This is a genomic window from Streptomyces sp. NPDC001532, assembly GCF_040298625.1.
GTDB lineage: Bacteria > Actinomycetota > Actinomycetes > Streptomycetales > Streptomycetaceae > Streptomyces.
Window position 1 is genome coordinate 210,008 of sequence record NZ_JBEPAL010000002.1, and the last position, 25,445, is coordinate 235,452.

Below are 25,445 nucleotides of genomic sequence, written 5' to 3' on the forward strand. Positions count from 1 at the left end.
GCCGGGGCGCCCCCCACCAGGGCGCCCGTCGGCGGGGTGCGTGCTAGCGTCACGAAACGGGACAGGCCGCCCGTGTGCGTGGACGCGGACGGAAACCCGGGGTGATCCGGACGGAAACGGCCGGGAACCCGTGGGGGAACAGAAGAACGGGACACGGGGAGTGCCTTCAGGTGGCGACTGCGGAGCCGACACGCACCGATGACACCGGTCCGGGCCCGGGAGACGGCCCGCGAATACGCGTACCCGCGGACCCGCCGGAGCGGCCCGGGGACGGCGGCGAGGTCTCGGGGCTCGCCACCGTACGGGAGTGGACGGCACGGCATCCGGTGCTCTTCGTCACCGCCGTGGCCGGCGTGCTGCACATCGTCTGGTTCTTCACGTTCGCGAACAGTGGCGGCGATCTCGCGGCGCAGGACGCCTGGGCGGAGTTCGTCGGCCGGCACCCGGACTCGGCGTACAACCTCGCGTGGTACGGCGGTATGCACCCGGTGTCGTACAGCGTGGTCTCGCCGTATCTGATGTCGGTCCTCGGGGTGCGGACCACGATGATGATCGCGGGGACGCTGTCGGCGGCCCTGCTGACGTTGATCCTCATCCGCAGCCGGGTGGTGCGCGATCCGCTGTGGCCCGCGCTGGCGGGTGTGTTCGGGCTGCTGGGCAACGCGGCCTCGGGCCGGGTCACCTTCGGGCTGGGCAACCTGTTCGCGCTGGCCGCGGTCGCGGCGGTGTTCTGCTGGCCGTACCGCTGGCGCTACAAGCGCTGGGCGAAGGCGCTGTGCGCGGCTCCGCTGGCGGCGCTGGCCACCATGTCGTCGCCGGTGGCGGGCCTGTTCGTGGGTCTGGTCGCGGTGGCGCTGTTCCTCCAGAAGCGGCGGCCGGGCGCCTGGGCGCTGGGCCTCGGGCCGTCCGCGGTGGTGGCGGTCTCCGCGTGGGCGTTCCCGTTCTCCGGCACCCAGCCGATGTCGTTCGGCTCGGCCTCGCTGCCGTTGCTGTACGCGGCGCTGGTCCTGCTGCTCGTGCCGCGCGAGTGGGTCACCGTGCGGATCACGTCCGGGGTGTACTTCCTCGCGGTGCTGCTGGTCTGGCTGATCAGTTCGCAGATCGGCTCGAACATCACTCGGCTGGCGATGCTGTTCGCCGGGGCGGCGCTGGTCGCGGCGGTGCCGTTCGCGGTGCCGCGGTCGCGCAAGTGGTACGCGCTGGTGGTGGCGTGTGCCGGTTTCGTGGGCTGGATCGGCTTCAAGTCGGTCGACGACGTCGTGCACACCACTCCGCGCGCCTCCTGGGCCCGTGAGCTGGCCCCGCTGGTCAACGAGCTCCAGGAGGTGGGCGCCGCGAAGGGCCGGGTCGAGGTGGTCCCGGCCCGCTCGCACCGCGAGGCGTCCGCGCTCGCGCCGTACGTCAACCTGGCCCGCGGCTGGAACCGCCAGGCCGACATGGAGCGCAACCCGCTCTTCTACGACGACACCCTCAACTCGGCCAACTACCACCTGTGGCTCAAGCGCTGGGCGGTGCACTTCGTGGTGCTGCCCAAGGACGAGCCGGACGGTGACGGCGGGCAGCGCGAGCGGGAGCTGGTGCAGCGCGGTCTGCCGTATCTGGAGCAGATCTGGGGCGACGCCAACTGGCAGTTGTTCCGGGTGACCGATCCGGCGCCGCTGGCCGATCCGCCGGCCACGGTGGAGCGTGCCGAGCAGGGCGAGATGACGCTCCGGGTGAGCGAGCCCGGCCGGGTGCTGATCCGGGTGCCGTACTCCCCCTGGCTGAAGCTGGTCGACGCCGAGGGCAAGGGCGTCGAGGGGCCGCGGGAGTCGGAGGAGTCCGAGAACCGTCCCGAAGGGGAGCCGAAGGTGTTCGAGAACCCCAACGGCTGCCTGATGGAGACGGAGGAGGACGAGAACAAGGACAGGTGGACGGTCCTGCTCGCTCCTCGCGCGGGCACCTACCGCCTCGCCTCGCCGTACGACCTGCCGCGCGGGACGCCGTGCCCGGAGGAACTGCGCCGGCCCTGACCCGTTGAGGGCCGTGCCCCCTTAAAGGCCCTGAAGCGCTGGAAGGCGCGCTTCCGATGGTTCAGATAGGTGAACGGGAGTCATCAGGCGAAACTTTTTTACCTGCTCTTGACCTTCCGGTTCCTTGTCGCGCCCATGTGACCGCACTCACGATGAGCGGGCCGTTCACAAGGCGGATCTGGGCGGACCCTGGGAGGGTGGCGCATGAACAGTCTCGACTGGGCCGTGCTCATCGGCTACTTCGGTGTGATGGTGGCCATCGGCGTCTGGTCGCACAAACGCGTGGACAACGTGAGCGACTTCTTCACCGCCGGCGGCAAGATGCCGTGGTGGCTCTCCGGCATCTCGCACCACATGTCGGGCTACAGCGCGGTGATGTTCACGGGGTACGCGGGCATCGCCTACACCTACGGCGTCACGTCGTTCGTCACCTGGTCGTTCCCGATCGCCCTGGGCATCGCCATCGGCTCGAAGCTGTTCGCCCCGCGGATCAACCGGCTGCGCTCCCGGCTGCACGTGGCCTCGCCGCTGGAGTACCTGAAGAACCGCTACGACCTGAAGACCCAGCAGGCGCTGGCCTGGTCGGGCATGCTGCTGAAGATCGTGGACGTCGGCGCGAAGTGGGCCGCGATCGCGACCCTGCTGTCGGTGTTCACCGGCATCTCACTGAACCAGGGCATCCTCATCACCGGCTGCATCACGGCCGTCTACTGCACGATCGGCGGCCTGTGGGCGGACGCGCTGACCGAGCTGGGCCAGTTCGTCATCCAGCTCCTCGCCGGTGTGGCCATGTTCGTCGCGGTGGTGATGGAACTCGGCGACAAGGGCATCGGGTTCTTCGACGCGTGGGACCAGCCGGCCCTCCAGGGCCATGAGAAGCCGCTGGTCGCCGACTACGGCGCGGTGTTCCTGCTGGCGTTCCTCTTCATCAAGCTCTTCGAGTACAACGGCGGCATGCTCAACCAGGCCCAGCGCTACATGGCCACCTCCAGCCCCAAGGAGGCCGCCCGCTCGGCCCGGCTGTCGGCGGTGCTGTGGCTGGTCTGGCCGCTCGTCCTCTTCTACCCGATGTGGATGTCGCCGCTGCTGGTGGACGCCCAGAAGCCGGACGGCTCCGACTCCTACGGCCTGATGACCGAACAGCTCCTGCCGCACGGTCTGCTGGGCCTGGTCATCGTCGGCTTCTTCTCGCACACCATGGCCATGTGCTCCTCCGACGCCAACGCCATCGCGGCCGTCTTCACCCGTGACTGCGCGCCGGTGATCTCGGCGAAGGCGCGGGCCTGGAGCCAGCGGACCGGGCTGATCGCGGCCCGCGTGGCGACGGTGGTCTTCCTCGGCCTGTCCATGGCGGCGGCGACGCAGGTCAACTCCCCGACCTTCAAGGACATCATCACCGTCGTCATCAAGTGGGTCGCGGGGCTGATGGGCCCGATGGCCATCCCGATGATGCTCGGTCTGCTCCGCCCCTTCCGCCGCTCCGGCCCGACCGCCGCGATCACCAGCTGGGCCCTGGGCCTGTTCACCTTCTGGCTGGTCAACTACCCGATCAACTGGAACGTCGAGGGCGGCGTCCCGCTCCAGTACCAGGTGTCGATCCCGCTGGCGGTCTCCCTGATCCTCTACGTGCTGATCGGCTTCCTCAAGCCGGAGGACACCCCGGAGCGGCTGGCCATCATCGAGCGCATCAACACGGACGACGACGATGACGCCGCCGGTGCGGCGGCGCCGATCCCGGCGCAGCAGGGCGGGGCGCCCGGGGTGGCGGTCAAGGACTGACCGGCTTCCCGGCCCCTGGGGACCGTGCGGACACAGCCACCACGAGGGCTGCGACCGCACGGTCCTTTCCCGTCCAGCGCGGTGCCCCTCACCCCTCGATGTCGACCGCCGTCCCGTACAGCCGCTCCACCCTGAGCCGGATGACCACGCGGCGCTCGTCGACCTGCTGCTTCAGGAACGCGTCCGCGTCCTCGGGCCGCGCGATCTCCGGCAGCGCCGCCAGCAGCTCCCGGCCGACCGCGTCACCGGGGACGGTCGTCACCTCGGACACCTCGGCCTCGCCCTCCGCCACGGCGAAGGACCACACGTCAGCACCCGGCACGTGCAGCGCCGCGCGGGGCTCCCGCCGCAGGTGCTTGACCTTGATCCGGTCCGCGGTGGTGGAGAACCGCACGATGCGTGACTCGGGGTCCCAGCTGTAGACCATGGTGGTCAGATGCGGATGGCCGCTGCGCTTCACGGTGGCGAGCGTGCCGAACTGCCGGCTGCCGAGCAGATCGGAGAGATCGCCGTCGGACAGGACGCGTGGTGCGGGGCCTTTGGTCATGCCGGGTCAACTCCCGGCCCCGCAAAGGCATTCCCGCATCAGCCCCGTGGATACCTCGCCAGCCACGCCGGGGACGCCGCCGATGGGGTGTGGAGGGCTGGGCCCTGGGTCATTTCCATGGCGAAGTCGTCGGCGAGTTCCAGGAGGGTGGGGCGGCCTTCGAGTTCGGCGAGCCAGGACGGGGGCAGGGCCGTCTCGCCGTGCAGGGCGCCGAGGAGGCCGCCGGCGAGGGTTGCCGTGGCGGCGGAGGGGCCGCCGTGGTTGACGGCGAGGCGCAGGCCGTGGCGTACGTCCTCGCCGACGAGGGCGCAGTAGAGGGCGGCGGAGAGGACGTGTTCGGCGGTGCCCTCGGCCGCCAGTTCCTCCACCCGTCCCGGCGTCGGTATCCCCTGCCGTACGGCGCCCAGTGCCTGCTGCAACGCGCCCGAGACCGGTTCGTGGCCCGGCCGGGCGGCCAGCATCGCCAGCGCGTGCTGCACCGCGCCGTCCAGGCTCTCGCCGCGGGCCAGGCCGTGCACGACGACGGCGTACGTGCCCGCGGCCAGGTAGGCGGTCGGGTGTCCGTGGCTCTGTGCCGCGCACTCCACGGCCAGCTGTGCGACGAGCTGCGGCTCCCAGCCGACGAGCAGCCCGAAGGGCGCGGAGCGGGCCGCCGCCTCCGGTCCGGCCTCGCCGGGGTTCTTCGGCGCCTCCAAGGTGCCCATGGTGTCGTCACCGAACCCGATGAGCAGCGGGCGGGCGGGGTCCCGGCGGGCGTACAGCCACTCCTCGCGGGCCAGCCAGCCGTCGTCCTTGCGCCGCTCGTCCGGCCCCCAGTCCCGCTGGGTCGCCGCCCAGCGCAGGTACGCCCGGTGCACGTCGGTCGGCGGATGCCAGGCGCCGGTGTCGCGGCGGACCTGGGCGCGTATCAGGCCGTCCACGCTGAACAGGGTGAGCTGGGTGAGGTGGGTGACGGCGCCGCGCCGCCCGTACGCGGGAGCCAGGTCGACGACGCCCTCGGGCCCGTACGTCTCGCGGATCTCCTCGATGCCCAGCCCGTCGACCGGCGCGCCGAGCGCGTCCCCGACGGCCGCGCCCAGCAGTGTGCCGCGCACCCTGCTCCGGAAGTCCTGCTGCTCGACCCGCCCCCAGACAGGCCCGGCTGTCGGACTCACCTAGACCTCCCAGAGCACCGTCCGCCCGTACGTACGACGCGAGCACTGTAATCGAACGGGAACGGTCGGCTCAGGGGATGTATCGGTCGCTTTCAGCCGTACCAGGTGACATTGCAGACGTAGACGCAGGCGTGCCGGGGCACGGGCAGGAAGCTGACGAAGCCGCGTCCGCCGAGGATGTCGAACTCCCGCAGTCCGCCCTCTCGGTCGACAGGCCTCCCGATCGTGACGGAGTCACGTCCGAGCGCCGCCAGTTCGGCGGCGACCAGTCGGTCACGACCCGGCCTCCGCCTCGGCGTGCTCGCGGATCGTACGGATCTCGCGCGGTCCCGGCAGTCACGGCAGCGGCCCGGTGCCGGGGCCCGGAAGGCTCTGTCGCAGCCGTCGCAGGTCTGGAGGGGGTCCAGGCGGGGGGCCGAGGGGGGTGGTGGGGTGACCGGGAGGGGTGGGGGCAGGAGGGTGGTGAGGCGGCCGGCCAGGAAGGCGGCCGGGTGGCGGATCGGGTCCTCGGGGAGGCCCGTCGTCAGGGTGCGCTGTACGACCGCCGCGGGCACCCCGCGGTCCAGCCAGGCCGCGACCGCCGGGGCCAGCCGGTGTACGTCCCGTTCGCTCAGGACGAGCCGGGCGTCGTGGGCGCGCAGACCGGCGAGGACGTCGGCGGCGTCGGACGGCGGCGACGGCGGCGACGGCGGCGACGGCGGCGCGGGCGCGGGTTCCGCTGTCGGCTCGAGCTTCGGCGCCGCCGCCGTCACGGCGAGTCGGGGCTTGTTGTACGAGACGGTCCGGGTGACGACTCGGCCCGATCGAAGACGCTCATTGGGACGCGCGAGGTATCCGTGCTCCTCCAGTTCGCGCAGCGCCGCCGCGATCCGGATCTCGCCCTCGGGGAACTTCGCGGCCAGCGTCTTGATGCCGACCGGCGTGCCCTCCGGCAGCGACTGGATGTGGGTCGCCAGGCCGATCGCCGTCAGCGACAGCTCACGGTGCTGGGCCAGGTGGTTGCCGACCACGGTGAAGTGGCTCTCGTGGCGTTCGGTCACGTGCCGTACTCCGGAGGAGTAACGGCCGGACGCCGGGCGCGCGGGCGCGTTAGGGTGCTGCTCAGTCATCGGGAAGCGCCTACTTCCTAGGTGATCAGGCCCTCGCATTGGGATGGCAGTCCCGGCGAGGGCCGAAGCATGTCTGCGGTTGTCCGGGCTGACGCTGCACCACAACTGACCTGCCGCGCCAGCCGAGTTCGGCATATTCACTCCGGCGAGTGATCGCCGGGGGCGGCGGGGGTGGGTTCGGTTCTTCCCCCGGTACTCAGTCTTTGACGTCGGGCCCGGCCGGGTCACGCGCCGCCGCGACCCGGTGCGAGTTCCGCCCATACGGTCTTGGCGGCGGCCGGTGCCTCCACCACGCCCCAGCACCGCGCGAACGCCGTCACGACGCGCAGCCCCCGGCCCGACTCCGCGTCGTCCACCACCGGGTCCGGGAGACACGGGACCCGGTCGCCCCGGGCGTCGGCCAGCTCGATGCGGAGGGTGCGGTCGGGGCGGAGCCTCAGGGTGAGGCGGAAGTCCCGGCCCGCGACCCGGCCGTGCGTCACCGCGTTGGCGGCCAGCTCGGCGACCACCTGCGCGGCGTTCTCGTACGGCTCCCCCCAGTCGTCGAGCTGGCGTTCCGTGAGCAGGCGGGCGAGGCGGGCGCCTCTTCTGGTGGCCGAGAGCTGTACGGCGAATTCGTGGTTCACGTCACCCAGCGTGGCCAAGCTTCCCTACCCTGAACAGCGATGACGCCGGTACAGAGCGTGACTGTACGGGCGCATGGCGTCGTCGTACGGCTCGTACGTCAGGAGGGGCACGAGTGGAGGACGAGGAAGCCGAGGCCGTACTCAAGGCGGTCGGGCGGCAGATCAAGGTGTGGCGCGAACAGGCGGGCCTCAAGCAGTCGGAGCTGGCGTCCGCCATCGGTTACGGCGAGGAGATGGTCTCCTCGGTGGAACGAGGGCGGCGCGTCCCCAAGCCGGAGTTCCTGGACAAGGCGGACGAGGTGCTGGGGGCCGGCGGGAAGCTGGCGTCCATGAAGGCGGACGTGGAGCGGGCGCGGTATCCGAAGAAGGCCAGGGATCTTGCCAACCTTGAGGGTGAAGCGGTTGACCTGGGGGCCTACGCCAGTCACCTCATCCATGGCCTTCTCCAGACCACGGAGTACGCGGAGGCGCTGTTCGCGATGCGGCGACCGCCTTATTCGGAGGACGACATCGAACGTCACGTGGCCGCGCGGATGGCTCGAAAGGTCGTCTTCGAGCGCTCGCCGCGCCCGCACATCACCTTTGTCCAGGAAGAGGTGACGCTGCGGCGCCCCATCGGAGGCAAACTGGTGCTGCGACGTCAGCTCGAACACCTGCTGGAAATCGCGAGGTTGCGGCACGCAGTGATCCAGGTGATGCCAACCGATCGCGAGGATCACGCGGGCATGGGCGGCTCGCTCCAGTTGCTGAAGCTCCGGGACGGGAAGACCTTGGGACACCTGGAGGTCCAGTTCCTCAGCCGACTGATCAGTGACCCACGTGAGGTTCAGACCCTGGAAATGAACTATGGAATGATCCGGGCGCAAGCGCTCACGCCCCGGGACTCACTGGCGTTCATTGAGAAGGTTCTAGGAGAAGAGACATGACGCCCACGCTGAAGTGGTTCAAGAGCAGCTACAGCAGCAACGAAGGCCCTGAATGCGTCGAAGTCGCCATAGCCCCCGCCGACTCCACCGTCCACGTCCGCGACTCCAAGAACCCCCTCGGCCCCCGACTCACTCTCACCCCCGACGCCTGGAGCACCTTCCTATGGACGTTCACTCGGCGCTGGGACGAGACATGACCGCCCCGCTGGAGTGGTTCAAGAGCAGCTACAGCAGCAACGACGGCCCCGACTGCGTCGAAGTCGCCATAGCCCCCACCGACTCCACCGTCCACGTCCGCGACTCCAAGAACACCCCCGGCGGACACCTCACCCTCTCCCCCGACGCCTGGGGCGCCTTCCTGGGAACGTTCGTTCGGCGTTGACAGCGGGTTCATCGGAGGTTCGCGCTCCGCTTCTCGGGTCGCCGAACGATCTGCGGCATGACCTTCAAGACTCATGTCGGTGTCGCCGCGCTGGTCGTCGGGCTCACCGCTCCCGTCGCCACGGCCGCGCCCGCGCACTCGGCCCAGCACATTCCGTTCACCGCCGCCGAGGTGACCGCGCAGGACGACGGGTCCTACGCGATCACCTGGAAGGCGCCGGGGGTGCGGAAGGTCGTGGTGCGGGCGAACGGGCGGGTCGTCGCCTCCGGTGCGGCGAGCGGCAGTGTCGTCGTGCGGGGGCTGCCCGGTGCCGACCGGCAGTGGTTCGATCTCGTGCCCGAGCACGGCGGCAGTCTGCGGCTCGCGGACCGGCTGGTGCGGCTGGACGGGACGGTCAATCTGCGGGACGCGGGCGGGTACCGGACGAAGGACGGCCGGTGGGTGCGGATGGGCGTCGTCTACCGGTCGGACTCGCTCGGCAAGCTCACCGACGCTGATGTGGCGAAGCTGAAGCGGCTCGGGCTGGCGGCCGACTTCGATCTGCGGACCACGCAGGAGCGGACCGCCGATCCGGACCGGGTGCCCGAGGGGGTGAAGTACGTCGTCGCCGATGTGATCGGTGACGGCTCGCCGGTCTTCACCATGCCGGAGACCGCGGACGAGGCCGCCCGGATGATGATCGACGGCGAGAAGGCGATGGTCAGCGGCGCGGGCGCCAAGGCCGCGTACTCGTCCGTCTTCGCCGACCTCTCCGACGGGGACGCGGACGGCGTCCTGTACCACTGCACCGCCGGCAAGGACCGCACCGGCTGGGCCAGTGCCGCGCTGCTGACCGCGCTGGGTGTGCCGCGCGAGACGGTCATGGCGGACTACCTCGCCTCCAACGACTATCGCGCCGAGGCCAACGCAGCGATGCTGGCCGCCCTGCCGCCGGCCCAGGCCGCCGTGTACAAGCCGCTGCTCGACGTCCGTCCCGAGTATCTGAACTCCGGGTTCGCGGAGGTACGGGAGGAGTTCGGGTCGTTCGCCGCGTACGAGCGGGAAGGCCTCGGTCTGAACGCGGCCGAACTCATGCGACTGCGCGCCGAGTTGCTCGTGGGGTGATCTTCTGGCTCATTCCGCACCGGCGGCGGGGCCGGATGGGGAGGATGTGTGTCATGACCACAACCTCTCGGACCCTCCCCCTCGCCGCCACGCTCCTCACGGCCACCGTGGCGCTCTACATGGCGCTGGTCGCCTTCGGGAACATCACGGACTTCGGGACCAACCAGCAGTTCGTGCAGCATGTCCTCGCCATGGACACCACGTTCAAGGACGACGACCTGATGTGGCGGGCGATCACCAGCAAGGGGCTCCAGGACGCCGCGTACGTCGCCATCATCGTGTGGGAGACGGCCGCCGCGCTGGTGCTGATCGCCGGTACCTGGTTCTGGGCCCGGCGGGACCACGTACGCGGGCAGCGCTTCGCCACGTACGGGCTGCTGATGGTCATGCTGCTGTTCGGGGTCGGGTTCATCGGGATCGGCGGCGAGTGGTTCGCCATGTGGCAGTCCGGTGACTGGAACGGACTGGACGCCGCCACCCGGATCTTCCTGTTCAGCGGTGTCGTGCTGGTCGTGAACCACCTGCCGGGCGTCCGGCAGCCGGCGCCCGACGCCCGCTAGGCGTCCTCCCGGTCAGGCCCGGTGCCACATGTCCGACAGGCGTACGCCGTGCCGCAGGCGCAGCCGCCGCAGCTGCCAGCGGGCCAGGAGGACCAGAGTCACCGGGCCGGTGAGGCCCAGCGCCAGGCGCAGGGGCATCGAGACCTTGTCGTACATCGGGTCGCCGAGCGTGGGCAGGCTCAGGCAGAACATGAGGACCGTCGGCAGGAGGACCGGCAGGCAGTCGTTGACGTCGGCGGTGCGCCCGCCGTTGAGGACGAGCAGCGCCAGGCCGTACAGGCTGAAGCCGGCCAGCCACAGGCCGCAGGCGGTGGACACGGGCGAGTCCCGGTCCGGCGGCCAGTCGAAAAGACCGGTCGCGCCGGCGACGACCCAGGACGTGTAGGTGAGGACGAAGGCGAGGAACGGGCCGCGCCACAGCTTGGTCGCGGCCCACTTCCGGCCCTTGGGCGTCATCGCGACCGCCACGCCGTAGATGTTGAAGATCAGCAGCAGACTGCCGACGGCCCAGCCGAAGCTCTCCCAGAACCGGCCGGGGATCTCACGCGCGGGCACGAGGCCGAGGACCAGCCAGGCGGCCACGGTCATGGCGAGGCCGAGCGCGCCGCGCCAGAGCTGCGCCCGGTCCATCGCGCGGTCCCTGACCCGGTCGGGCCGGGTCGGCGAGCACAGGCGGTGTGCGGCGACCACCGGCACCAGCCAGCCGAGCCACCACAGGACGCCGCGCCGCGCCCGCGGGACGGTGCGGACGAGCGGCGCCGGTGCCAGGCGGGGCGGTGTCCCCGGTGGCGGCGGTGGTGTGCTCGGGCGTCTCGTACTCGGCTGTGCCACTGCTGCCCCCCGGTACCGGTGTGGGCAACCACCGTAGGCGGCGACGGAGTTGGCGTCACCAGTGCGCGACGGCGCCGGGCGGGACGCCGCCTACTCGACGACCCGAACCGTCGTCCCTGTCGTCGCGAACGCCCACAGTGCCGTGCCGTCGGGCTTCTTCATGCGGATGCCGCCGGTCTGCGCGCCGGCGGCGGCCGGGGGCGGGGACGAGCCGTCGACGGCGTGCGAGAAGGCGATGTTCACGCCGGACTTCGCGGCGAAGTAGACGATGTGCTCGATGCGGACGCCGTCGGAGCCGGTGGTGACGGGCTCGGAGCGGGTGCCGACCGGATAGCCGCCCGGCTCCGGGTCGACCGTGCCCGGCCAGACCGCGAAGGTGCGGCGCGGGGTGTCACTGGCGTCGATCAGCCAGACCCGGTCCTCGGAGAGGGAGTAGACGATACGGCGGCCGGTGCCGGAGGCGTCCGGTACGGCCGCCGGGGACGACGCGGTGGGCTTGGGCTTCGCCGTCGCGGTCGCCGACGGGGTCGGTTCCGTCACCGTGGCGACCGGACGGGTGCCCTGGGTGGCCTGGACCGCCAGTACGGCGACCGCCGCTATCGCGCCGGCGGTCAGGCCGGACACCCAGGCCCAGGAGGGAAGCCGGCGGGCAGGCACGGGCACGCATCTCCTCAGTCTCCGGCCCCCGGTACCGGACCGTACCGAGGGGTCGGATCATCGTACTGTGCGTACTGTGCGGCGCCTGAGGGCCGTCCGTCAGTCCAGGACCGGCAGCAGCTCCGGCAGGTGGCCGTCGGACGCCTCCGCCGCCCGCCGGCGCTCCTCGGGGACCTCGCCGTACAAGGTGGTGCGCGGCTTCGCCGGGCGGCCCGCCGCGTCCGCCACCGCGATCAGGTCCTTGACCGACTTGTACGAGCCGTAGGAGGAGCCCGCCATGCGGGAGATCGTCTCCTCCATCAGCGTGCCGCCCAGGTCGTTGGCGCCCGAGCGCAGCATCTCCGCCGCGCCCTCCGTGCCCAGCTTCACCCAGCTGGTCTGGATGTTCGGGATGTACGGGTGGAGCAGCAGCCGGGCCATCGCGGTGACCGCGCGGTTGTCGCGCATCGTCGGGCCCGGCCGGGCGATGCCGGCCAGGTAGACGGGCGCGTTGGTGTGGATGAACGGGAGGGTGACGAACTCGGTGAAACCGCCGGTGCGCTGCTGGATGCCGGCCAGCGTGCGCAGATGGCCGAGCCAGTGGCGGGGCTGGTCGACATGGCCGTACATCATCGTCGAGGAGGAGCGGATGCCCAGTTCGTGGGCGGTCTCGACGACCTCGATCCAGGTCGCCGTGGGCAGCTTGCCCTTGGTCAGGATCCAGCGGACCTCGTCGTCGAGGATCTCCGCCGCCGTGCCCGGGATCGAGTCCAGTCCGGCCTCCTTCGCGGCCGTCAGCCACTCACGGATCGACAGACCGGTGCGGGTGGCGCCGTTCACCACCTCCATCGGCGAGAAGGCGTGGACGTGCATACCGGGCACGCGTTCCTTGACCGCCTTGGCGATGTCGAAGTACGCCGTGCCGGGCAGGTCCGGGTGGATGCCGCCCTGCATGCAGACCTCGACCGCGCCGACGTCCCAGGCCTGCTGGGCGCGGTCGGCGACCTGGTCCAGGGAGAGGGTGTAGGCGTCGGCGTCGGTGCGGCGCTGCGCGAAGGCGCAGAAGCGGCAGCCGGTGTAGCAGACGTTGGTGAAGTTGATGTTCCGGGTGACGATGTACGTCACGTCGTCGCCGACCGCCGACCGGCGGACGTCGTCGGCGACCCGGGCGAGCGCGTCCAGCGCCGGGCCGTCCGCGTGCAGCAGCGCCAGCGCCTCGGCGTCGGTCAGCTTCGTCGGGTCGTCGGCCGCGGTGCGCAGGGCCTGCCGCACGTCGGTCTCGATGCGCTCGGGCACCATGCCGGGAGCGGCGGCCTCGCGCAGTTCGTTCCAGTCGCCGTAGACCTCGTCGAAGTCGTCGCGGCGGTCGGAGGTGCGGCCCTCGCTGTCGATCGCCGTGTGCAGGTCGGTGCGGCCGGTCGCGGTGAAGACCTCCTCCGGCTCCTGCCAGGGCCGGCCCTGGACCACCGCGTCCGGCAGCGCCAGACCGGTCGCCGGGTCGGCGAGAGCGCGGACGTGCGGCAGCAGCCGCGGGTCGAGCCAGGGCTCGCCGCGCTTGACGAACTCCGGGTAGACGCAGAGCCGTTCGCGCAGCTCGAAGCCGGCCGCGGCGGACCGGGCCGCCAGTTCCTCGATCTGCGGCCAGGGCCGCTCCGGGTTGACGTGGTCGATGGTCAGCGGCGAGACCCCGCCCCAGTCGTCGATGCCGGCGCCGATCAGCCGCTCGTACTCGGAGTCCACGAGGTTCGGCGGGGCCTGGAGGCAGGCGGACGGGCCCATGATGTGCCGGGCGACGGCCACCGTGGCGACGAGCTCGTCGAGTTCCGCGTCCGGCATGCCGCGCATCGCGGTGTCCGGCTTGGCGCGGAAGTTCTGGATGATCAGTTCCTGTATGCCGTGGTAGGCGCGTGAGACCTTGCGCAGCGCGAACAGGGACTCCGCGCGCTCCTCGTAGGTCTCGCCGATGCCGATGAGGAGGCCGGAGGTGAAGGGGACCGAGGAGCGGCCCGCGTCCTCCAGGACCCGCAGCCGTACGGCGGGTTCCTTGTCCGGCGAGCCGTGGTGCGGGCCGCCCGGCTCGGACCACAGCCGGGTCGCGGTGGTCTCCAGCATCATGCCCATGGACGGCGCGACCGGCTTCAGGCGCTGGAAGTCCGTCCACGTCATCACACCTGGGTTCAGGTGCGGGAGCAGTCCGGTCTCCTCCAGGATGCGGATGGAGATCGCGCGGACATAGGCGATGGTGTCGTCGTAGCCGTGCGCGTCGAGCCACTCGCGCGCCTCCGGCCAGCGGTCCTCGGGCTTGTCGCCGAGGGTGATGAGGGCTTCCTTGCAGCCGAGGGCGGCGCCCTTGCGGGCGACGTCCAGGACCTCGTCCGGAGACATGAACATCCCGTGGCCGGCGCGGCGCAGCTTGCCGGGGACGGTGACGAAGGTGCAGTAGTGGCACTTGTCCCGGCACAGCCGGGTGAGCGGGATGAAGACGCTCTTCGAGTAGGTGATGACGCCGGACCGGCCCGCCGCTTCGAGGCCCGCGTCGCGCACCCGGGCGGCGGAGGCCGCCAGGTCCGTCAGGTGCTCGCCGCGGGCCTGGAGCAGGACCGCCGCCTCGGTGACGTCGAGCGCGACGCCTTCCCGGGCGCGTTTGAGGGCGCGACGCATGGAGTTCTCGGTGGGGCCGGTTCCGGAGGTCGCGGAAGTCGTCATCCTTCGAATATACGATCGCGAAGATCAGGGCCGGTCCGCGCCGGCGAGACTCACACCGGCCGTCATACCGCCGTCATGCCGCCGTCACGCCGCCGCCCCGGAGAGATATGGCTGGAAAGCGTCCAGGGCCCGCAGCACCTCGCTCTCGCCGGCCGGTGGCAGCTGGGCCACGACCTCCTCGATGCCGAGGCCGGCGAAGTGCGCGAGCTTGCCCGGCGACGGACGGACGGCGTACGGGACGACCTGGAGGGCGGCCGGGTCGCGGCCGGCGTCGGCCCAGGCGGTGCGCAGCAGCGGCAGGTTCTCGGTGAGCCCGCGGCCGCCGATGGGCAGCCAGCCGTCGGCGTACTCGCAGATGTGCGCGAACAGCTTCGGCCCGGCGGCGCCGCCGACCAGGGTGCGCGGGCCGGTCACCGGGCCGCGCGGCTTCTGCACCGGCTTCGGATACGCGAGGCTCGCGCGCACGGAGGCGAACTCGCCGTCGTGACCGGTCGGCCGCTCCGACCACAGAGCGCGCATCAGCGCCATCCGGTCCCGGACGAGTTCGCGGCGGGTGCGCCACTGGACGCCGTGGTCGGCGGCCTCCTCCACGTTCCAGCCGAAGCCGAGGCCGAGGGTGAGCCGGCCGCCGGAGAGGTGGTCGACGGTGGCGATCTGCTTGGCCAGGTCGATGGGGTCGTGCTGGGCGACCAGGGTGATGCCGGTGCCGAGGCCTAGGCGTTCGGTGACGGCCGCGGCCTGGCCGAGCGCGACGAACGGGTCGAGGGTGCGGCCGTACTCGCGCGGCAGTTCGCCGCCCGCGGGGTACGGCGTGGTCCGCTCGACGGGAATGTGGGTGTGCTCGGGCAGGTACAGCCCGGCGAAGCCCCGCTGCTCCAGCTCGCGTGCGAGCCGGGTCGGGGCGATCGTCTCGTCGGTCAGGAAGATGGTGACGGCGATGCGCATGACCCATCTCTACCGGGACGGACCCCCGGTGTCCATACCGACTGGTCGGTCACCGGCCGCCACCGGCTCGGTCACGTGAGTGCCGCCTCCTTGGCCTCCGGCCGCTCCGGTGTCTCGTCCGGCGACCGGGAGCCGCGGCGCACCGCGCCCAGGCTGGCGACGATCACACAGGCCGTGCCCACCCACTGCAGGACGTCACCGGACTGGGACAGCAGCACCAGGCCGATGAGGGCCGCGATGGCCGGCTCGAAGCTCATCAGCGTGCCGAACGCGGCCGTGGACAGCCGCCGCAGCGCGACGAGTTCGAGGACGTACGGCAGCACCGGCAGCAGCAGCGCGGCACCCGCCGAACCCAGCAGCACCCACGGGTCGAGCAGATGGCCCGCCGCCTGCGGCAGACCGAAGGGCGCCGCGCACAGGGCGGCCACGGTGAGCGAGATGGCCAGTCCGTCGACGCCGGAGAAGCGGTCGCCGACCTTCTGCGTGAAGACGACATAGCCGCCCAGGCAGGCGCCGGCCAGGCAGCCGAAGAGCAGACCGAGAAGTTCCGCGTCGCCCTCCCACGGGCGGGTCAGCGCCAGCACGCCGACCGCCGCCAGCCCCGGCCACAGCAGATCGACACCCCGGCCCCGCAGACCCCAGACGGCCACCGCGAGCGGGCCCAGGAACTCCAGGGCGCTGGCGACACCCAGCGGAATGCGGTCGATGGCGAGGAAGTAGAACATCGTCATCGCGGCGCTCATAAGGCCGAGCGCACCGGCGACCAGCAGATCCTGCCGGGAGCGGCCGCGCAGCCGGGGCCGGGCCCACGCCCACAGGAACACCGCCGCCCAGGCCAGCCGCAGAAAGGCGGTGCCCACCGGCCCGGACTCGTCGAACATCCAGGTGGAGACGCCCGCCCCCAATTGGACGCTGGTCATGGCCAGTACGGCGAGCGCGGCGGGTCCGGCGGTTCCCGACCGAATTCTGGTGCGCTGCATTTTGCTGGCTTCTCCCGTCCCGGTCGTTCACATCGCTGCTCGATAGGAACAGCTTCCCGAGCAGCTTCACCGAGCGGCACGAAGGTGTCAGCTCATTTACGCGGCCGAAAGCGGCAATGGCCCGGACCGGACGATCACCGGGGCACGGGTCGGCCATAATGCGGCCGGGATCGGCCACTTCCGCTTCCTGACAGCGCCGAAGCGGCGAGCACCTCCCGGCCGCCGAGCAGGATGGGCGCATGGCAGGAGTGATGAGTACGGACGCGGCGACGAGCGACGCGCTGCGTTTCCACGTCTGCCTGCTGTGGGCCGACGGACGGCCGCCGGTGCTCGACGAGCGCGAACTGGCCGACACCGTCCAGCTGATCCTCATCGACCAGCTGGAGGCCTGGGCCAACCGGCTGCTGGGCAGCCTGGCGCCCGGTCCGGTGGCCGACACCACCGTGGTCCCGCCGCCCACGGACGGGCCCGGCGGGGTCGCCGGGCGGCTGCTGTGGACGGCCGTGCCGGAGCTCGGGCGCCGGCTCTCGTCCCCGGGGTTCCGGCCCGATCTCGCCGCCTCCGTGCTCGCCGAGACCGCCACGACCGCGCGGCGCGACCTGCGCCGGCTGCACGCGGCACCGCTGCTGCGGCCCGCCGTGCGCGGCGGCTGGCTCACCGCCCATCTCGACCTGCTGGCGGCGCTGTCGGTGGCGGCACGGCCGATGATGCCGGGCTGGTCGTCGTTCGTGGCCCGGCACCTCGGCGTCCGGGAGGACGCGCAGTGGCCGCCGCGGCCCGGCACCGGGGGGCGGCTGCTCACTCCGGGCCACCGGCTGCCGGCCGGGCTGCCGGTGTACTTCCGGGTGCCGCACGGGTATTGAGCGCCGCTCCATATTCTTGAATTCTGCATTTTCCAGGGCCGTGTCCTCATCAGGACACGGCCCTTTGTCCGCATGCGGACAGCGCACACGCGGCAGCCCGCGTCCTAACCCTGCCAATGACATTTGCGGACGCCGGAATCCCTTTCTCCGCACCTTGCCGATCGGCAAGATCTTCTCCAGCGAGCGGATCCCGCCCGCCGGTTCACGGAAATTTAATCCCCACTCCCTTGAGAGAAGGAATCGCCATGCGCTTCGTCCGTCGTTCGGTCTTCACCCTGGTGACCACCCTGGCCGTCGTCGCGCTGGGCGCTGGTGCCGCCTCCGCCGCGGAGAACGGCGGCGGGACCGGTGGGTCGGTGCTGATCACCGAGTGGTGACCCGAGAGGTGACCCGCTCCCTCCGGTCGCCCACCCGCACCCGATCGAGGAGACCATGACCACGCAATGGGCCGTCGCGGAGGGCCGTTACAAGCCCTACCGCTTCAGCCGCGAGATACAAGAGCGAGCCCGGGAACTCAACCGGCTCGACAACTGGCACGGAATCCTCGGATTCCTGTCCGACGCCTTCTGGATCACGGCCGCCGTCTGGCTGAGCCTCGGCGTCTCCTACTGGTTCTACCCGCTGACCCTGGTCGTGGTGGGCTCCCGTATGCGGGCCCTGGCGACCCTGCTGCACGAGAGCGCGCACGGCATCCTCGCCGCGAACCGGGCTCTCAATCTGGTGCTGGGCACCGCGCTGTCGGCGTACCCCATCTTCCAGACGCACTACTCGTACAAGAAGTCCCACGTGGCCACCCACCACCCCAAGCTGGGCCGGCCGGACGTGGACCCCGATCTGGTCTTCTTCATCGAGCAGGGCGTCTACGAGGAGGGTCTGACCACCCGTCAGCGCTGGATGCGGCTGGTGGTGCTGCCGGCGCTCGGCTCGCGCACGCTGTCCGTGCTGAAGTACCTGGTCGTCAACCGGCTCGGCGGCGGTGCCAAGGACGCGACCGCGGAGGAGTCGCGTGCCGACCACCGGATCAAGGCGCGGCGCGACAACATCGCCTTCGCCGCGTTCTGGGCGGTGGCGCTCTCCTTGCTGGCCTACAACGGCCTGCTCGTGGAGTTCGCGCTGTTCTGGCTGGTGCCGTACCTGACCACGTTCCAGATCATCAGCTGGTACATCGAGCTGGCGGAGCACACCCCGCTGGTACGGGACAACAGCGTCAACCTCTACATGACGCGCAACCGCAAGAGCCGTGGCCTGGAGCGGTTCCTCACGGCGATGCACCGGGAGAACTTCCACCTGGACCACCACCTCGACACCCGTACGCCGTACTGGAACATCCGCAAGGTGCATCAACTGCGCCTTGAGGACCCGGAGTACGCGGCGTGGGACGCGCGGATGGGCGGGCTCTTCACCAAGGGGCCCGAGGGGCAGGAGTCCGCGATCCGGCAGATCGTCCGGGATCTCGGCGAGCGGCCGGCCGTCGCCGCCGGCGCGCCCGCCTCCGCGACCGCTACGGCGACCGCCTCACCGTCGGCCTCGCCGACGGCCGACGGTGAGGATCTGCTGCGGGCCGCCTGACGGCGGGCCGGGGATTCAGGGGAATTCCACAGGAACGTTGCCGATGTGTCAGGGGCGCCCGATTACCGGGCGCCCCTGATCCACTACCTGAGACGTCCTTGCATGTCTATGCCAACCTGCGAATATAGTGCTCCCCCGGCCACACGTCATGATCATCTTTACTCGGGGGGACATGTGCTGGGGCTTGGCGAGCTTGAAGAATCGGTTTACCGGAGCATTCTCCGTACGGCCGGCGGAAGGATCGACGAACTCGTCGGTGAGCTCGACTCCGACGAGACGGCCATCCGGGACGCGATCTCCCGTCTCACCGACCTGTCGCTGATCCGGCGTTCCTGGGAGAACGCCGATCTGCTGCTGCCCATCAGTCCCGAAGTGGCCGTGGGAGCGCTCCTCGCCGACCAGGAGGAGCGGCTGCTGCGGCAGCGGCAGGAACTGGAGCGCAGCCGTGCCTCACTGGCCCGGCTCGTCTCGGAGTACACCACCGTGGGCTACGTCCCCGGCGACAACGGTGTGCAGCGCCTTGAGGGCATCGACGCGATCCGCACCCGGATCGAGGAACTCGTCTGCCGCAGCTCGCTGGAGATCATCTCCTTCAACGCGGGCTCCTACGAGGCCGAGGCCCTGGAGGCCGGGCGCGCCACCGACCGGGCGGCGCTCGACCGGGGCGTCGTGATGCGCGGGCTCTACCTGGAGAGCATCCGCAATCATCCGCCGACCCGCGACCACGTGCGCTGGCTCACCGACAACGGCGCGGAGATCCGCACCACCCCGGTGCTGCCCCTCACCCTGCTCATCTTCGACCGGGAGACCGCGCTGCTGCCGGTCGATCCCGAGGAGCGGGGCGCCGGGGCGCTGGTGGTGACCGGCACCGGCATGCTGTCCGCGCTGCTGGCCCTCTTCGAGCAGTACTGGGACTCCGGCCACCCCTTCGGCGGACGTCCCCAGGAGCTGGAGGAGGACGAACTCACGTCGGCCGAGACCGAGTTGCTGCGCCTCCTCGCCAAGGGCCTCACCGACGAGGCCGCCGGCCGCCAGCTCGGCGTCTCCCAGCGCACCGTACGCCGCAGGATCGCCGAACTGACCGACCGCCTGGGCGCGGGAAGCCGCTTCCAGGCGGGCGTCATGGCCAGCCGCCGCGGCTGGATCTGACGCCGCCGACCCACCGTGGCCGGCCGGCCGACCGGCCGGCCACGGTGACCCGACGACTCCCGTGACACCACCGGGCGGACACCGCGAGGCCGGCGCGGCGGAGCCGCGTAGCGGGGCAGGCACGGCGTGACGTGGGTGCCGCTCGGTGGGGTGGGCGCGGGTGTGTCAGAGGGCTAGCGCGGGGCCGTTCCCGTGATGTGGAAGTCCGGGATGCGCAGGGTCGGCATCGCGGTGCGGGGGAAGTGGGTGCCGAACTCGCGGGCCAGGGTGCGTTCCGTGCGGCCGGTCTCGGTGGCGCGGGACAGGAGGGAGAGCGGGGACTCCGCGAACCGCACGTCGTCGACCTCCGCGGTGATCTCGCCGTTCTCGACGAGGTGAACGCCGTCGCGGGTGAGGCCGGTCAGGGTGAGGGTGGCCGCGTCGGTCGGGCGCATGTACCACAGGCAGGTCAGCAGCAGGCCGCGGCGGGTGTCGCGGACCATCTCCGGCAGCGTCCGCGCGTCGGGGCCGCCTTCGAGGACCAGGTTGCCGACGGCCGGACGCACCGGCAGTCCCAGGGCCGCCGCCTCGCGACGGCTGGTGAGCAGCGAGGTCAGGACGCCGTCGCGGATCCAGTCGACCGGGCCGAGCGGCAGGCCGTTGTCGGCGGCGCTGCTGCCGGCGCCCGCGGCGCCGCCGAACACGTCGGAGACCTCGCCGCGCGAGAGCACGAACGGGCAGGACTCCAGGCCGGGTTCGGCCGGGTCGGCGCGCAGGGTCAGGGGCTGCGGGGTGAGCCGCTCGCCGAGCCGGGTGCCGCCGCCGGGGCGGCCGAAGACCGTACGGCCCTGGACCGCGTCCGCCGCGCCCAGCGCCCGGTACGCCGTGATCATCAGGTCGGCCACCGCGGCCGGCGGCAGCAGCACCTCGTAGCGGCCGGGCGGCAGGGCGCGGCGGGGCAGGGTGCGGGCCAGCGGGCCGGCGGTCGCCGCCTCCAGCGCGGCCGGGTCCAGGTCCGCGAAGTCCCCGGCCGCGTACGCCGCCCAGGCCGAGCGGACGCCGTCCCGGGCGCACAGCTCCAGCGTGGCGGTGGGCTGGAGGTGGTGGCGGCGCAGGCCGGTGGAGGTGGCGAGGAGGGTGGCGGTGCGGTGGTGGCGGGTGTAGCCGGAGAGGGCGGGGCCGCGCAGGGCGGCGAGGGCGGCCACGGGGAGGTCCGGGGGCGCGTCCTCGGCGGGGTGCGGGCCGGCGTGGGCGGGTGCGGGACCGGGTGCTCCGGTGTCCGCCGGGGTGAGCGGGGCGGGGGCTTCGGGGTCCGGCTCCGCCCGCTCGGCCATCGCCTCCGCCGTGCGCACCGCCTCCGTCACCTCGGCCGGTGTCCCGGCCGGTGCCGTGTACGTGCCGACGGCCGTGCCCCCGGCCCGCTCCACGGCCGCCACCACCGTCACCCGGCGGCCGGTGCTGCTGCCGTTCGCCGTGAGGTCGTCGCCGGACCAGCGCAGCCAGGCGGCTGCGGTGTCGTCGACGACGACCGTGCAGTGGGCGGCGCGGGAGCGGGCGAGGGCGAGGTCGGCGAGGTCGTCGGGGGTCATGGGCGGTGGGTTCCTCACGTACGGGCGGAGAGCACGGGCACCCGGCGGAACAGGGCGGACGGGCAGCTGTGGCCGGCCGGGGCGACCTGGACGGGCTGGCCCTTGCCGCAGTGGAAGGCGCCGCAGAGCAGCTGGGTCCGCGGGCCGCCGAGCGCGGCGAGAGAGCGCCAGAAGCCGGTGGTCGTGGACTGGTAGGCGGCGCCGCGGACCTGTCCGGTGAGCCGGCCGGAGCGGATGCGGTGCACGCGCTGGGCGGTGAACTGGAAGTTCAGCCGCCGGGTGTCGATCGACCAGGAGTCGTCGCCGACGACGTACAGGCCGTCCTCGACCTGGGCGATCAGCCCCGCCGTGTCGGGGCCGTCGGGCGCCGGGGACAGGGACACGTTCGGCATGCGCTGGAGCGGGATCTGGTCGTACGCCCCGGCGAAGGCGCAGCCGCCGGAGCGGGGCAGGCCGGCGCGGGCCGCAGTGGTGCGGTCCGTCTGGTAGCCGGTGAGGACGCCGGCGCGGATCAGATCCCAGCGCTGGGCGGCGACGCCCTCGTCGTCGTGGGCGACCGTCGCCAGGCCGTGCGGGGTGGTGCGGTCGGCGGTGACGTGCATCAGCGGGGAGCCGTAGTGCAGCGTGCCGAGCAGGTCGGGGGTGGCGAAGGAGGTGCCCGCGAAGGACGCCTCGTGGCCGAGGGCGCGGTCGAGTTCGGTGGCGTGGCCGACAGTCTCGTGCAGGGTGAGCCACAGGTTGGTGGGGTCGACGACGAGGTCGTACACGTCCGGCACGACCTCGGGCGAGCGGGCCTTCTCGGCCAGCAGGCCGGGCAGTTCGGCCAGTTCGGTGCCCCAGTCCCAGCCGGTGCCGGTGAGGTACTCCCAGCCGCGGCCGGTGGACGGGGCGGTGGTGCGCAGGGAGACCAGCTCGCCGGTGGCCGGGTCCGGCGCGTGCGCGGTGAACTCCGGCAGGACGCGCACGCGTTGCTGGGTGACGCGGGTGCCCGAGGTGTCGGCGTAGAACTTGCTCTCCCGCACGGCCTGGAGGGCGGCGTCGGCGTGCCGGACGCCGGGGGCGGCGAGCAGCCGGCCGCTGCGCTCGGCGAGGACGGCGGTGGTCTCGTGCGCCGGGACGTCGAAGGGGTCCGTGCCGTACGGGGCGATCCAGGTCAGCTCGCCGTGCGACGGTTCCGGGGCGGGGGTGACGCGCGCGGGGGTCAGGGCGGCGGCCCGCTCGGCCGCGGCCACGGCACGGCGTACGGCGGTCGCGACCGCGTCGACGGTGGTGTCGGAGGCGGCGGCGAAGCCGTGCACCCCCCGGTGCAGGACGCGGACGGCGCAGCCGGCGGTCACCGTGTCCGAGGCGCCCGCCGGGCGGGCGTCCCGCAGCCGCCAGGAGGCGTCGCGGACCCGCTCGTACCGGAAGTCGGCGTGGCTCACGCCGAGTTCGGCGGCGCGGGTCAGGGCCGCGTCGGCGAGGCGGTGGTAGGGGACGCGGGTGAAGTCCGGGGCGAGGCCGCGTGTGCCGGCGGCGCCGCTCACGGTGTGGCCGCCAGCGGCTGCGGGCGGGTCAGCGCCCGGCCCGAGCCCGCCATCAGGGCGGCGATGGCCAGCGCGCACACCGTGAACAGCACCCACAGGCCGTTCGGCGACCGGTCCAGCGTCACCGTCACCAGCAGCGGGGTCAGGGCGTTCGCCAGGCCGACGAACATCTGGTTGAAGGCGAGGTACGCGCCGCGCCGCTGCTCCGGCGCGAGATCGGTGAGCAGCGTCAGCACCGCCTGGGAGGCGAGCAGCTCCCCCAGCGTGTACACGGCCATGGCCGCGACCAGCACCGCGACCGCCGCTCCCGCCGGCAGCGCGGTGGCGCCGATCAGCGCGAGCGGCAGCGGGAGGTGCAGCACCGCGCCGACGGCGGCCAGCGCGGCCGGGCGCAGATGCTCGACGCGGGCGGCCACCGGCACCTGGAACACCGCGAGCAGCACGGTGTTCATCGCGAACAGCGCGCTGACCGTCCACGCCGGGGTCGCCGCCTGGCGGACCAGGTGCACGGGCAGGGCCGTCTCCAGCCCGACCGCGATGATCCACAGCCCGGCCCCGGCGGCCACCACCAGCCCGAACGGCCGGTTCCGCCACGGCTTTTCGGCGCGTACGCCGGACCGGTCGGGGCGTGCGGCCCGGCCGCCCGGCAGCGCGAGGTAGAGAGCGGCGGCGGCCGCGACGCACACCGCGTTGGCGGTGCCGACCCGGATCAGCGTGTCCTGGTCCGCCGTCACCACCAGCCCGGCCGCGACCGCGCCCAGCCCGAAACCGGCGTTGAACATGGCGCGGGACAGCGCCAACCAGCGGCCCTGCGGTCCGCCGTCGGCGAGGACGGTGGCGAGCACCGGTGTCGCGGCCTGCTCGGTGCGCATGGCGAGCGCGACCGGCACGCTCAGCGCGACGAACGCGGCCAGCGAGTCGACCAGCGGGTACGCGGCGAACACGGCCGCCCGCACCGCCGTACTGGCGCACAGCACCCGCTTGGGGCCCCACCGGTCGATGAGCCGGCCGATCACCGGCATCAGCGGCAGCGCGATCAGCGCCGACACCGTCAGTGCGGTGCCGATCGCGGTGAGGGAGGCGTCCAGGACGGAGTCGAAGAACAGCAGCGAGAAGGGGTAGTAGACGCCCATCCCGACCGCGTTGGCGAAGGTCGCGGCGGCGAACCAGGAGGCGCCCCGGCCGGTCGGCAGGGACGCCCGCAGGCCGCTCAGCACGGCAGGTCCACGTCGGCGGTGAGCATGAGGGTGGCGGTGTCCGCCCAGCGGGCCGCCTCGGCGGGGGTGTCCGCGCGGACCACGAGGTGGCCGAGGACGTCGGCGTTGCTGCGGGCGCGGCGGACCTCGGCGCCGGGACGGGCGTACAGGTCGACGGTGACCACGCCGGGCAGGCGGTCCACCAGGTCGCGGCCGGAGAAGCCGCGCAGGGTCCCGTCGTCGGCGGCGGTGAGGTAGCGGGAGGCGGCGGCGCCGGAGCGCGGGGCGGTGAGGTCGGGGCGGCGGCCGGCGTGCGCCTTGATGACCTCGCCCAGCAGGTCGAGGCCGGTGGCCTCGTGGATGACCCGGCCGATCTGGGCGCCGCCCATGCGGGCGTTGATCTCGACCAGTCGGGGGCCGTCCGCCGTCATCTTGATCTCGACGTGCGCGGCGCCGAAGTCGTGCCCGATCGCCTTCAGCGCGTCCAGCGCGCACCGCTCGGCCTCGTCGCGCACGGCGGCGGGCAGCTGCGTCGGGAACGTCTCGCCGGTCTCGACGAAGTACGGGTGCGCGGCGAGGGACTTGTCGGTGACGCCGACGACCTGCGGGCCCGCCTCGGTGGTGAACGTCTCGACGCTGACCTCGAACCCGGTCAGGTACTCCTCGACGAGGACCCCGCCCGGCTTGCGCATGCCGCGCATGTCGGTTTCGGTGGCGGTGAGTTCGGCGTAGTGCGCCACCACCTCGTCCGCGGTCCGGCACAGCCGTACGCCGATGCTGGCGGCCTCGGTGAGCGGCTTGACCACGCAGGGCAGACCGACGGTGGCGGCCGCCGCCGCGGCCTGGTCGCGAGAGGCGGCGCGGACGAACCTCGGCGCGGGAACGCCGGCCTCGGCGCAGATCTCGCGGGTGCGCAGCTTGTTGCGGGCGGCGCGGGCCGCCTCCGGGTCCAGGCCGGGCAGGCCCAGGGCGTGCGCGGCCTCGGCGACGACCGGCACGTAGTAGTCGATGACGGCGAGGACGCCGCACAGTTCGCCGCTGTCGCGCAGCGGGCGCAGCGCCTCGGCGACCGAGGCGCCGTCGCGGGTGTCGGCGGGCAGGATCGCGTGGACCGTGCGCTCGATGAGGGCGCGGGACTCCTCGGACACGGCGTAGCGGCTGAGGTCGTCGGTGACCAGCACCGGGCGCAGGCCCAGCTCGCGGGCGCGCAGCAGCGGCTGGAGGCCGTACTCGCCGCGGCCGGTCTCGACGACGGCGATGACAGATCCGGCAGACAT

General features: G+C 72.3%; 24 protein-coding genes. 11 read left to right on the plus strand and 13 right to left on the minus strand.

Annotated elements, in window-relative coordinates:
• Positions 1-170: 170 nt before the first annotated feature.
• Together ABT232_RS03600 and ABT232_RS03605 are read left to right on the plus strand one after the other, a co-directional pair.
• Positions 171-2,012 (plus strand): DUF8823 domain-containing protein, encoded by a 1,842-nt coding sequence (locus ABT232_RS03600; RefSeq protein ID WP_351835279.1) that lies wholly within the window; start codon positions 171-173, stop codon positions 2,010-2,012.
• 204 nt (positions 2,013-2,216) lie between these two features.
• The gene (locus ABT232_RS03605) at positions 2,217-3,791 is read left to right on the plus strand and encodes a sodium:solute symporter family protein (RefSeq protein ID WP_351835281.1); all 1,575 of its coding nucleotides are present in this window, start codon (positions 2,217-2,219) and stop codon (positions 3,789-3,791) included.
• 88 nt (positions 3,792-3,879) lie between these two features.
• On the opposite strand, the gene ABT232_RS03610 is transcribed toward ABT232_RS03605, so the two are convergent.
• The 4 genes from ABT232_RS03610 to ABT232_RS03625 all read right to left on the minus strand — a co-directional run bounded on the left by ABT232_RS03610 (position 3,880) and on the right by ABT232_RS03625 (position 7,227).
• Complete coding sequence (locus tag ABT232_RS03610; protein ID WP_351835284.1) at positions 3,880-4,338, minus strand: pyridoxamine 5'-phosphate oxidase family protein; 459 nt, start codon at positions 4,336-4,338, stop codon at positions 3,880-3,882.
• Positions 4,339-4,376: 38 nt separating this feature from the next.
• The gene (locus tag ABT232_RS03615) at positions 4,377-5,492 is read right to left on the minus strand and encodes an ADP-ribosylglycohydrolase family protein (protein ID WP_351835287.1); all 1,116 of its coding nucleotides are present in this window, start codon (positions 5,490-5,492) and stop codon (positions 4,377-4,379) included.
• A gap of 92 nt (positions 5,493-5,584) precedes the next feature.
• Complete coding sequence (locus tag ABT232_RS03620; RefSeq protein WP_450871582.1) at positions 5,585-6,532, minus strand: helix-turn-helix domain-containing protein; 948 nt, start codon at positions 6,530-6,532, stop codon at positions 5,585-5,587.
• A gap of 293 nt (positions 6,533-6,825) precedes the next feature.
• Positions 6,826-7,227 (minus strand): ATP-binding protein, encoded by a 402-nt coding sequence (locus ABT232_RS03625; protein ID WP_351835289.1) that lies wholly within the window; start codon positions 7,225-7,227, stop codon positions 6,826-6,828.
• A gap of 113 nt (positions 7,228-7,340) precedes the next feature.
• On the opposite strand from ABT232_RS03625, the gene ABT232_RS03630 reads away from it, so the two are divergent.
• The 5 genes from ABT232_RS03630 to ABT232_RS03650 are packed head-to-tail and all read left to right on the plus strand — an operon-like array spanning position 7,341 to position 10,199.
• Positions 7,341-8,153 carry a helix-turn-helix domain-containing protein gene (locus ABT232_RS03630; RefSeq protein ID WP_351835291.1) on the plus strand — a complete coding sequence of 271 codons (813 nt, stop codon included), beginning with the start codon at positions 7,341-7,343 and terminating at the stop codon, positions 8,151-8,153.
• A complete protein-coding gene (locus ABT232_RS03635; RefSeq protein ID WP_351835292.1) occupies positions 8,150-8,350 on the plus strand; it encodes a DUF397 domain-containing protein in 201 nt (66 codons plus the stop codon). Before ABT232_RS03630 ends, ABT232_RS03635 begins: the two co-directional genes overlap by 4 nt.
• Entirely contained in the window at positions 8,347-8,535 is a 189-nt protein-coding gene (locus ABT232_RS03640; protein ID WP_351835295.1) for a DUF397 domain-containing protein, read from the plus strand. The genes ABT232_RS03635 and ABT232_RS03640 overlap by 4 nt, the downstream gene beginning before the upstream one ends.
• A 57-nt stretch (positions 8,536-8,592) precedes the next feature.
• Positions 8,593-9,639 carry a tyrosine-protein phosphatase gene (locus tag ABT232_RS03645; RefSeq protein ID WP_351835298.1) on the plus strand — a complete coding sequence of 349 codons (1,047 nt, stop codon included), beginning with the start codon at positions 8,593-8,595 and terminating at the stop codon, positions 9,637-9,639.
• 53 nt (positions 9,640-9,692) lie between these two features.
• Positions 9,693-10,199, plus strand: coding sequence for a DUF2165 domain-containing protein (locus ABT232_RS03650; RefSeq protein WP_351835300.1), 507 nt, complete (start codon positions 9,693-9,695; stop codon positions 10,197-10,199).
• Between the two features lie 12 nt (positions 10,200-10,211).
• Here the strand turns inward: ABT232_RS03650 and ABT232_RS03655 are convergent, their stop codons facing one another.
• The 5 genes from ABT232_RS03655 to ABT232_RS03675 all read right to left on the minus strand — a co-directional run bounded on the left by ABT232_RS03655 (position 10,212) and on the right by ABT232_RS03675 (position 16,297).
• Positions 10,212-11,030 (minus strand): hypothetical protein, encoded by an 819-nt coding sequence (locus ABT232_RS03655; RefSeq protein WP_351835302.1) that lies wholly within the window; start codon positions 11,028-11,030, stop codon positions 10,212-10,214.
• Positions 11,031-11,120: 90 nt separating this feature from the next.
• A complete protein-coding gene (locus ABT232_RS03660; protein ID WP_351835304.1) occupies positions 11,121-11,693 on the minus strand; it encodes a hypothetical protein in 573 nt (190 codons plus the stop codon).
• A 93-nt stretch (positions 11,694-11,786) separates the two neighbouring features.
• The gene (locus tag ABT232_RS03665) at positions 11,787-14,372 is read right to left on the minus strand and encodes a bifunctional FO biosynthesis protein CofGH (protein ID WP_351835306.1); all 2,586 of its coding nucleotides are present in this window, start codon (positions 14,370-14,372) and stop codon (positions 11,787-11,789) included.
• A gap of 84 nt (positions 14,373-14,456) precedes the next feature.
• Positions 14,457-15,317: an LLM class F420-dependent oxidoreductase gene (locus ABT232_RS03670; RefSeq protein WP_351835308.1), complete on the minus strand. Its 861-nt coding sequence runs from the start codon at positions 15,315-15,317 to the stop codon at positions 14,457-14,459.
• A 71-nt stretch (positions 15,318-15,388) separates the two neighbouring features.
• On the minus strand, positions 15,389-16,297 hold the full coding sequence (locus ABT232_RS03675) for an EamA family transporter (protein ID WP_351835310.1): 909 nt from the start codon (positions 16,295-16,297) through the stop codon (positions 15,389-15,391).
• A gap of 239 nt (positions 16,298-16,536) precedes the next feature.
• On the opposite strand from ABT232_RS03675, the gene ABT232_RS03680 reads away from it, so the two are divergent.
• From ABT232_RS03680 to ABT232_RS03695, 4 genes are all read left to right on the plus strand, one after another.
• Complete coding sequence (locus ABT232_RS03680) at positions 16,537-17,160, plus strand: hypothetical protein (RefSeq protein WP_351835312.1); 624 nt, start codon at positions 16,537-16,539, stop codon at positions 17,158-17,160.
• A gap of 245 nt (positions 17,161-17,405) precedes the next feature.
• Positions 17,406-17,537 (plus strand): hypothetical protein, encoded by a 132-nt coding sequence (locus tag ABT232_RS03685; RefSeq protein WP_351835314.1) that lies wholly within the window; start codon positions 17,406-17,408, stop codon positions 17,535-17,537.
• Positions 17,538-17,592: 55 nt separating this feature from the next.
• Complete coding sequence (locus tag ABT232_RS03690) at positions 17,593-18,729, plus strand: fatty acid desaturase (RefSeq protein WP_351835317.1); 1,137 nt, start codon at positions 17,593-17,595, stop codon at positions 18,727-18,729.
• A 174-nt stretch (positions 18,730-18,903) separates the two neighbouring features.
• Positions 18,904-19,878: a helix-turn-helix transcriptional regulator gene (locus ABT232_RS03695; RefSeq protein ID WP_351835319.1), complete on the plus strand. Its 975-nt coding sequence runs from the start codon at positions 18,904-18,906 to the stop codon at positions 19,876-19,878.
• Positions 19,879-20,051: 173 nt separating this feature from the next.
• On the opposite strand, the gene ABT232_RS03700 is transcribed toward ABT232_RS03695, so the two are convergent.
• The 4 genes from ABT232_RS03700 to ABT232_RS03715 are packed head-to-tail and all read right to left on the minus strand — an operon-like array spanning position 20,052 to position 25,445.
• Positions 20,052-21,446: a metallopeptidase TldD-related protein gene (locus tag ABT232_RS03700; RefSeq protein WP_351835320.1), complete on the minus strand. Its 1,395-nt coding sequence runs from the start codon at positions 21,444-21,446 to the stop codon at positions 20,052-20,054.
• A 14-nt stretch (positions 21,447-21,460) separates the two neighbouring features.
• The gene (locus ABT232_RS03705) at positions 21,461-22,972 is read right to left on the minus strand and encodes a TldD/PmbA family protein (RefSeq protein WP_351835323.1); all 1,512 of its coding nucleotides are present in this window, start codon (positions 22,970-22,972) and stop codon (positions 21,461-21,463) included.
• Complete coding sequence (locus ABT232_RS03710; protein WP_351835326.1) at positions 22,969-24,189, minus strand: MFS transporter; 1,221 nt, start codon at positions 24,187-24,189, stop codon at positions 22,969-22,971. The genes ABT232_RS03705 and ABT232_RS03710 overlap by 4 nt, the downstream gene beginning before the upstream one ends.
• Entirely contained in the window at positions 24,183-25,445 is a 1,263-nt protein-coding gene (locus ABT232_RS03715) for an ATP-grasp domain-containing protein (RefSeq protein ID WP_351835329.1), read from the minus strand. The genes ABT232_RS03710 and ABT232_RS03715 overlap by 7 nt, the downstream gene beginning before the upstream one ends.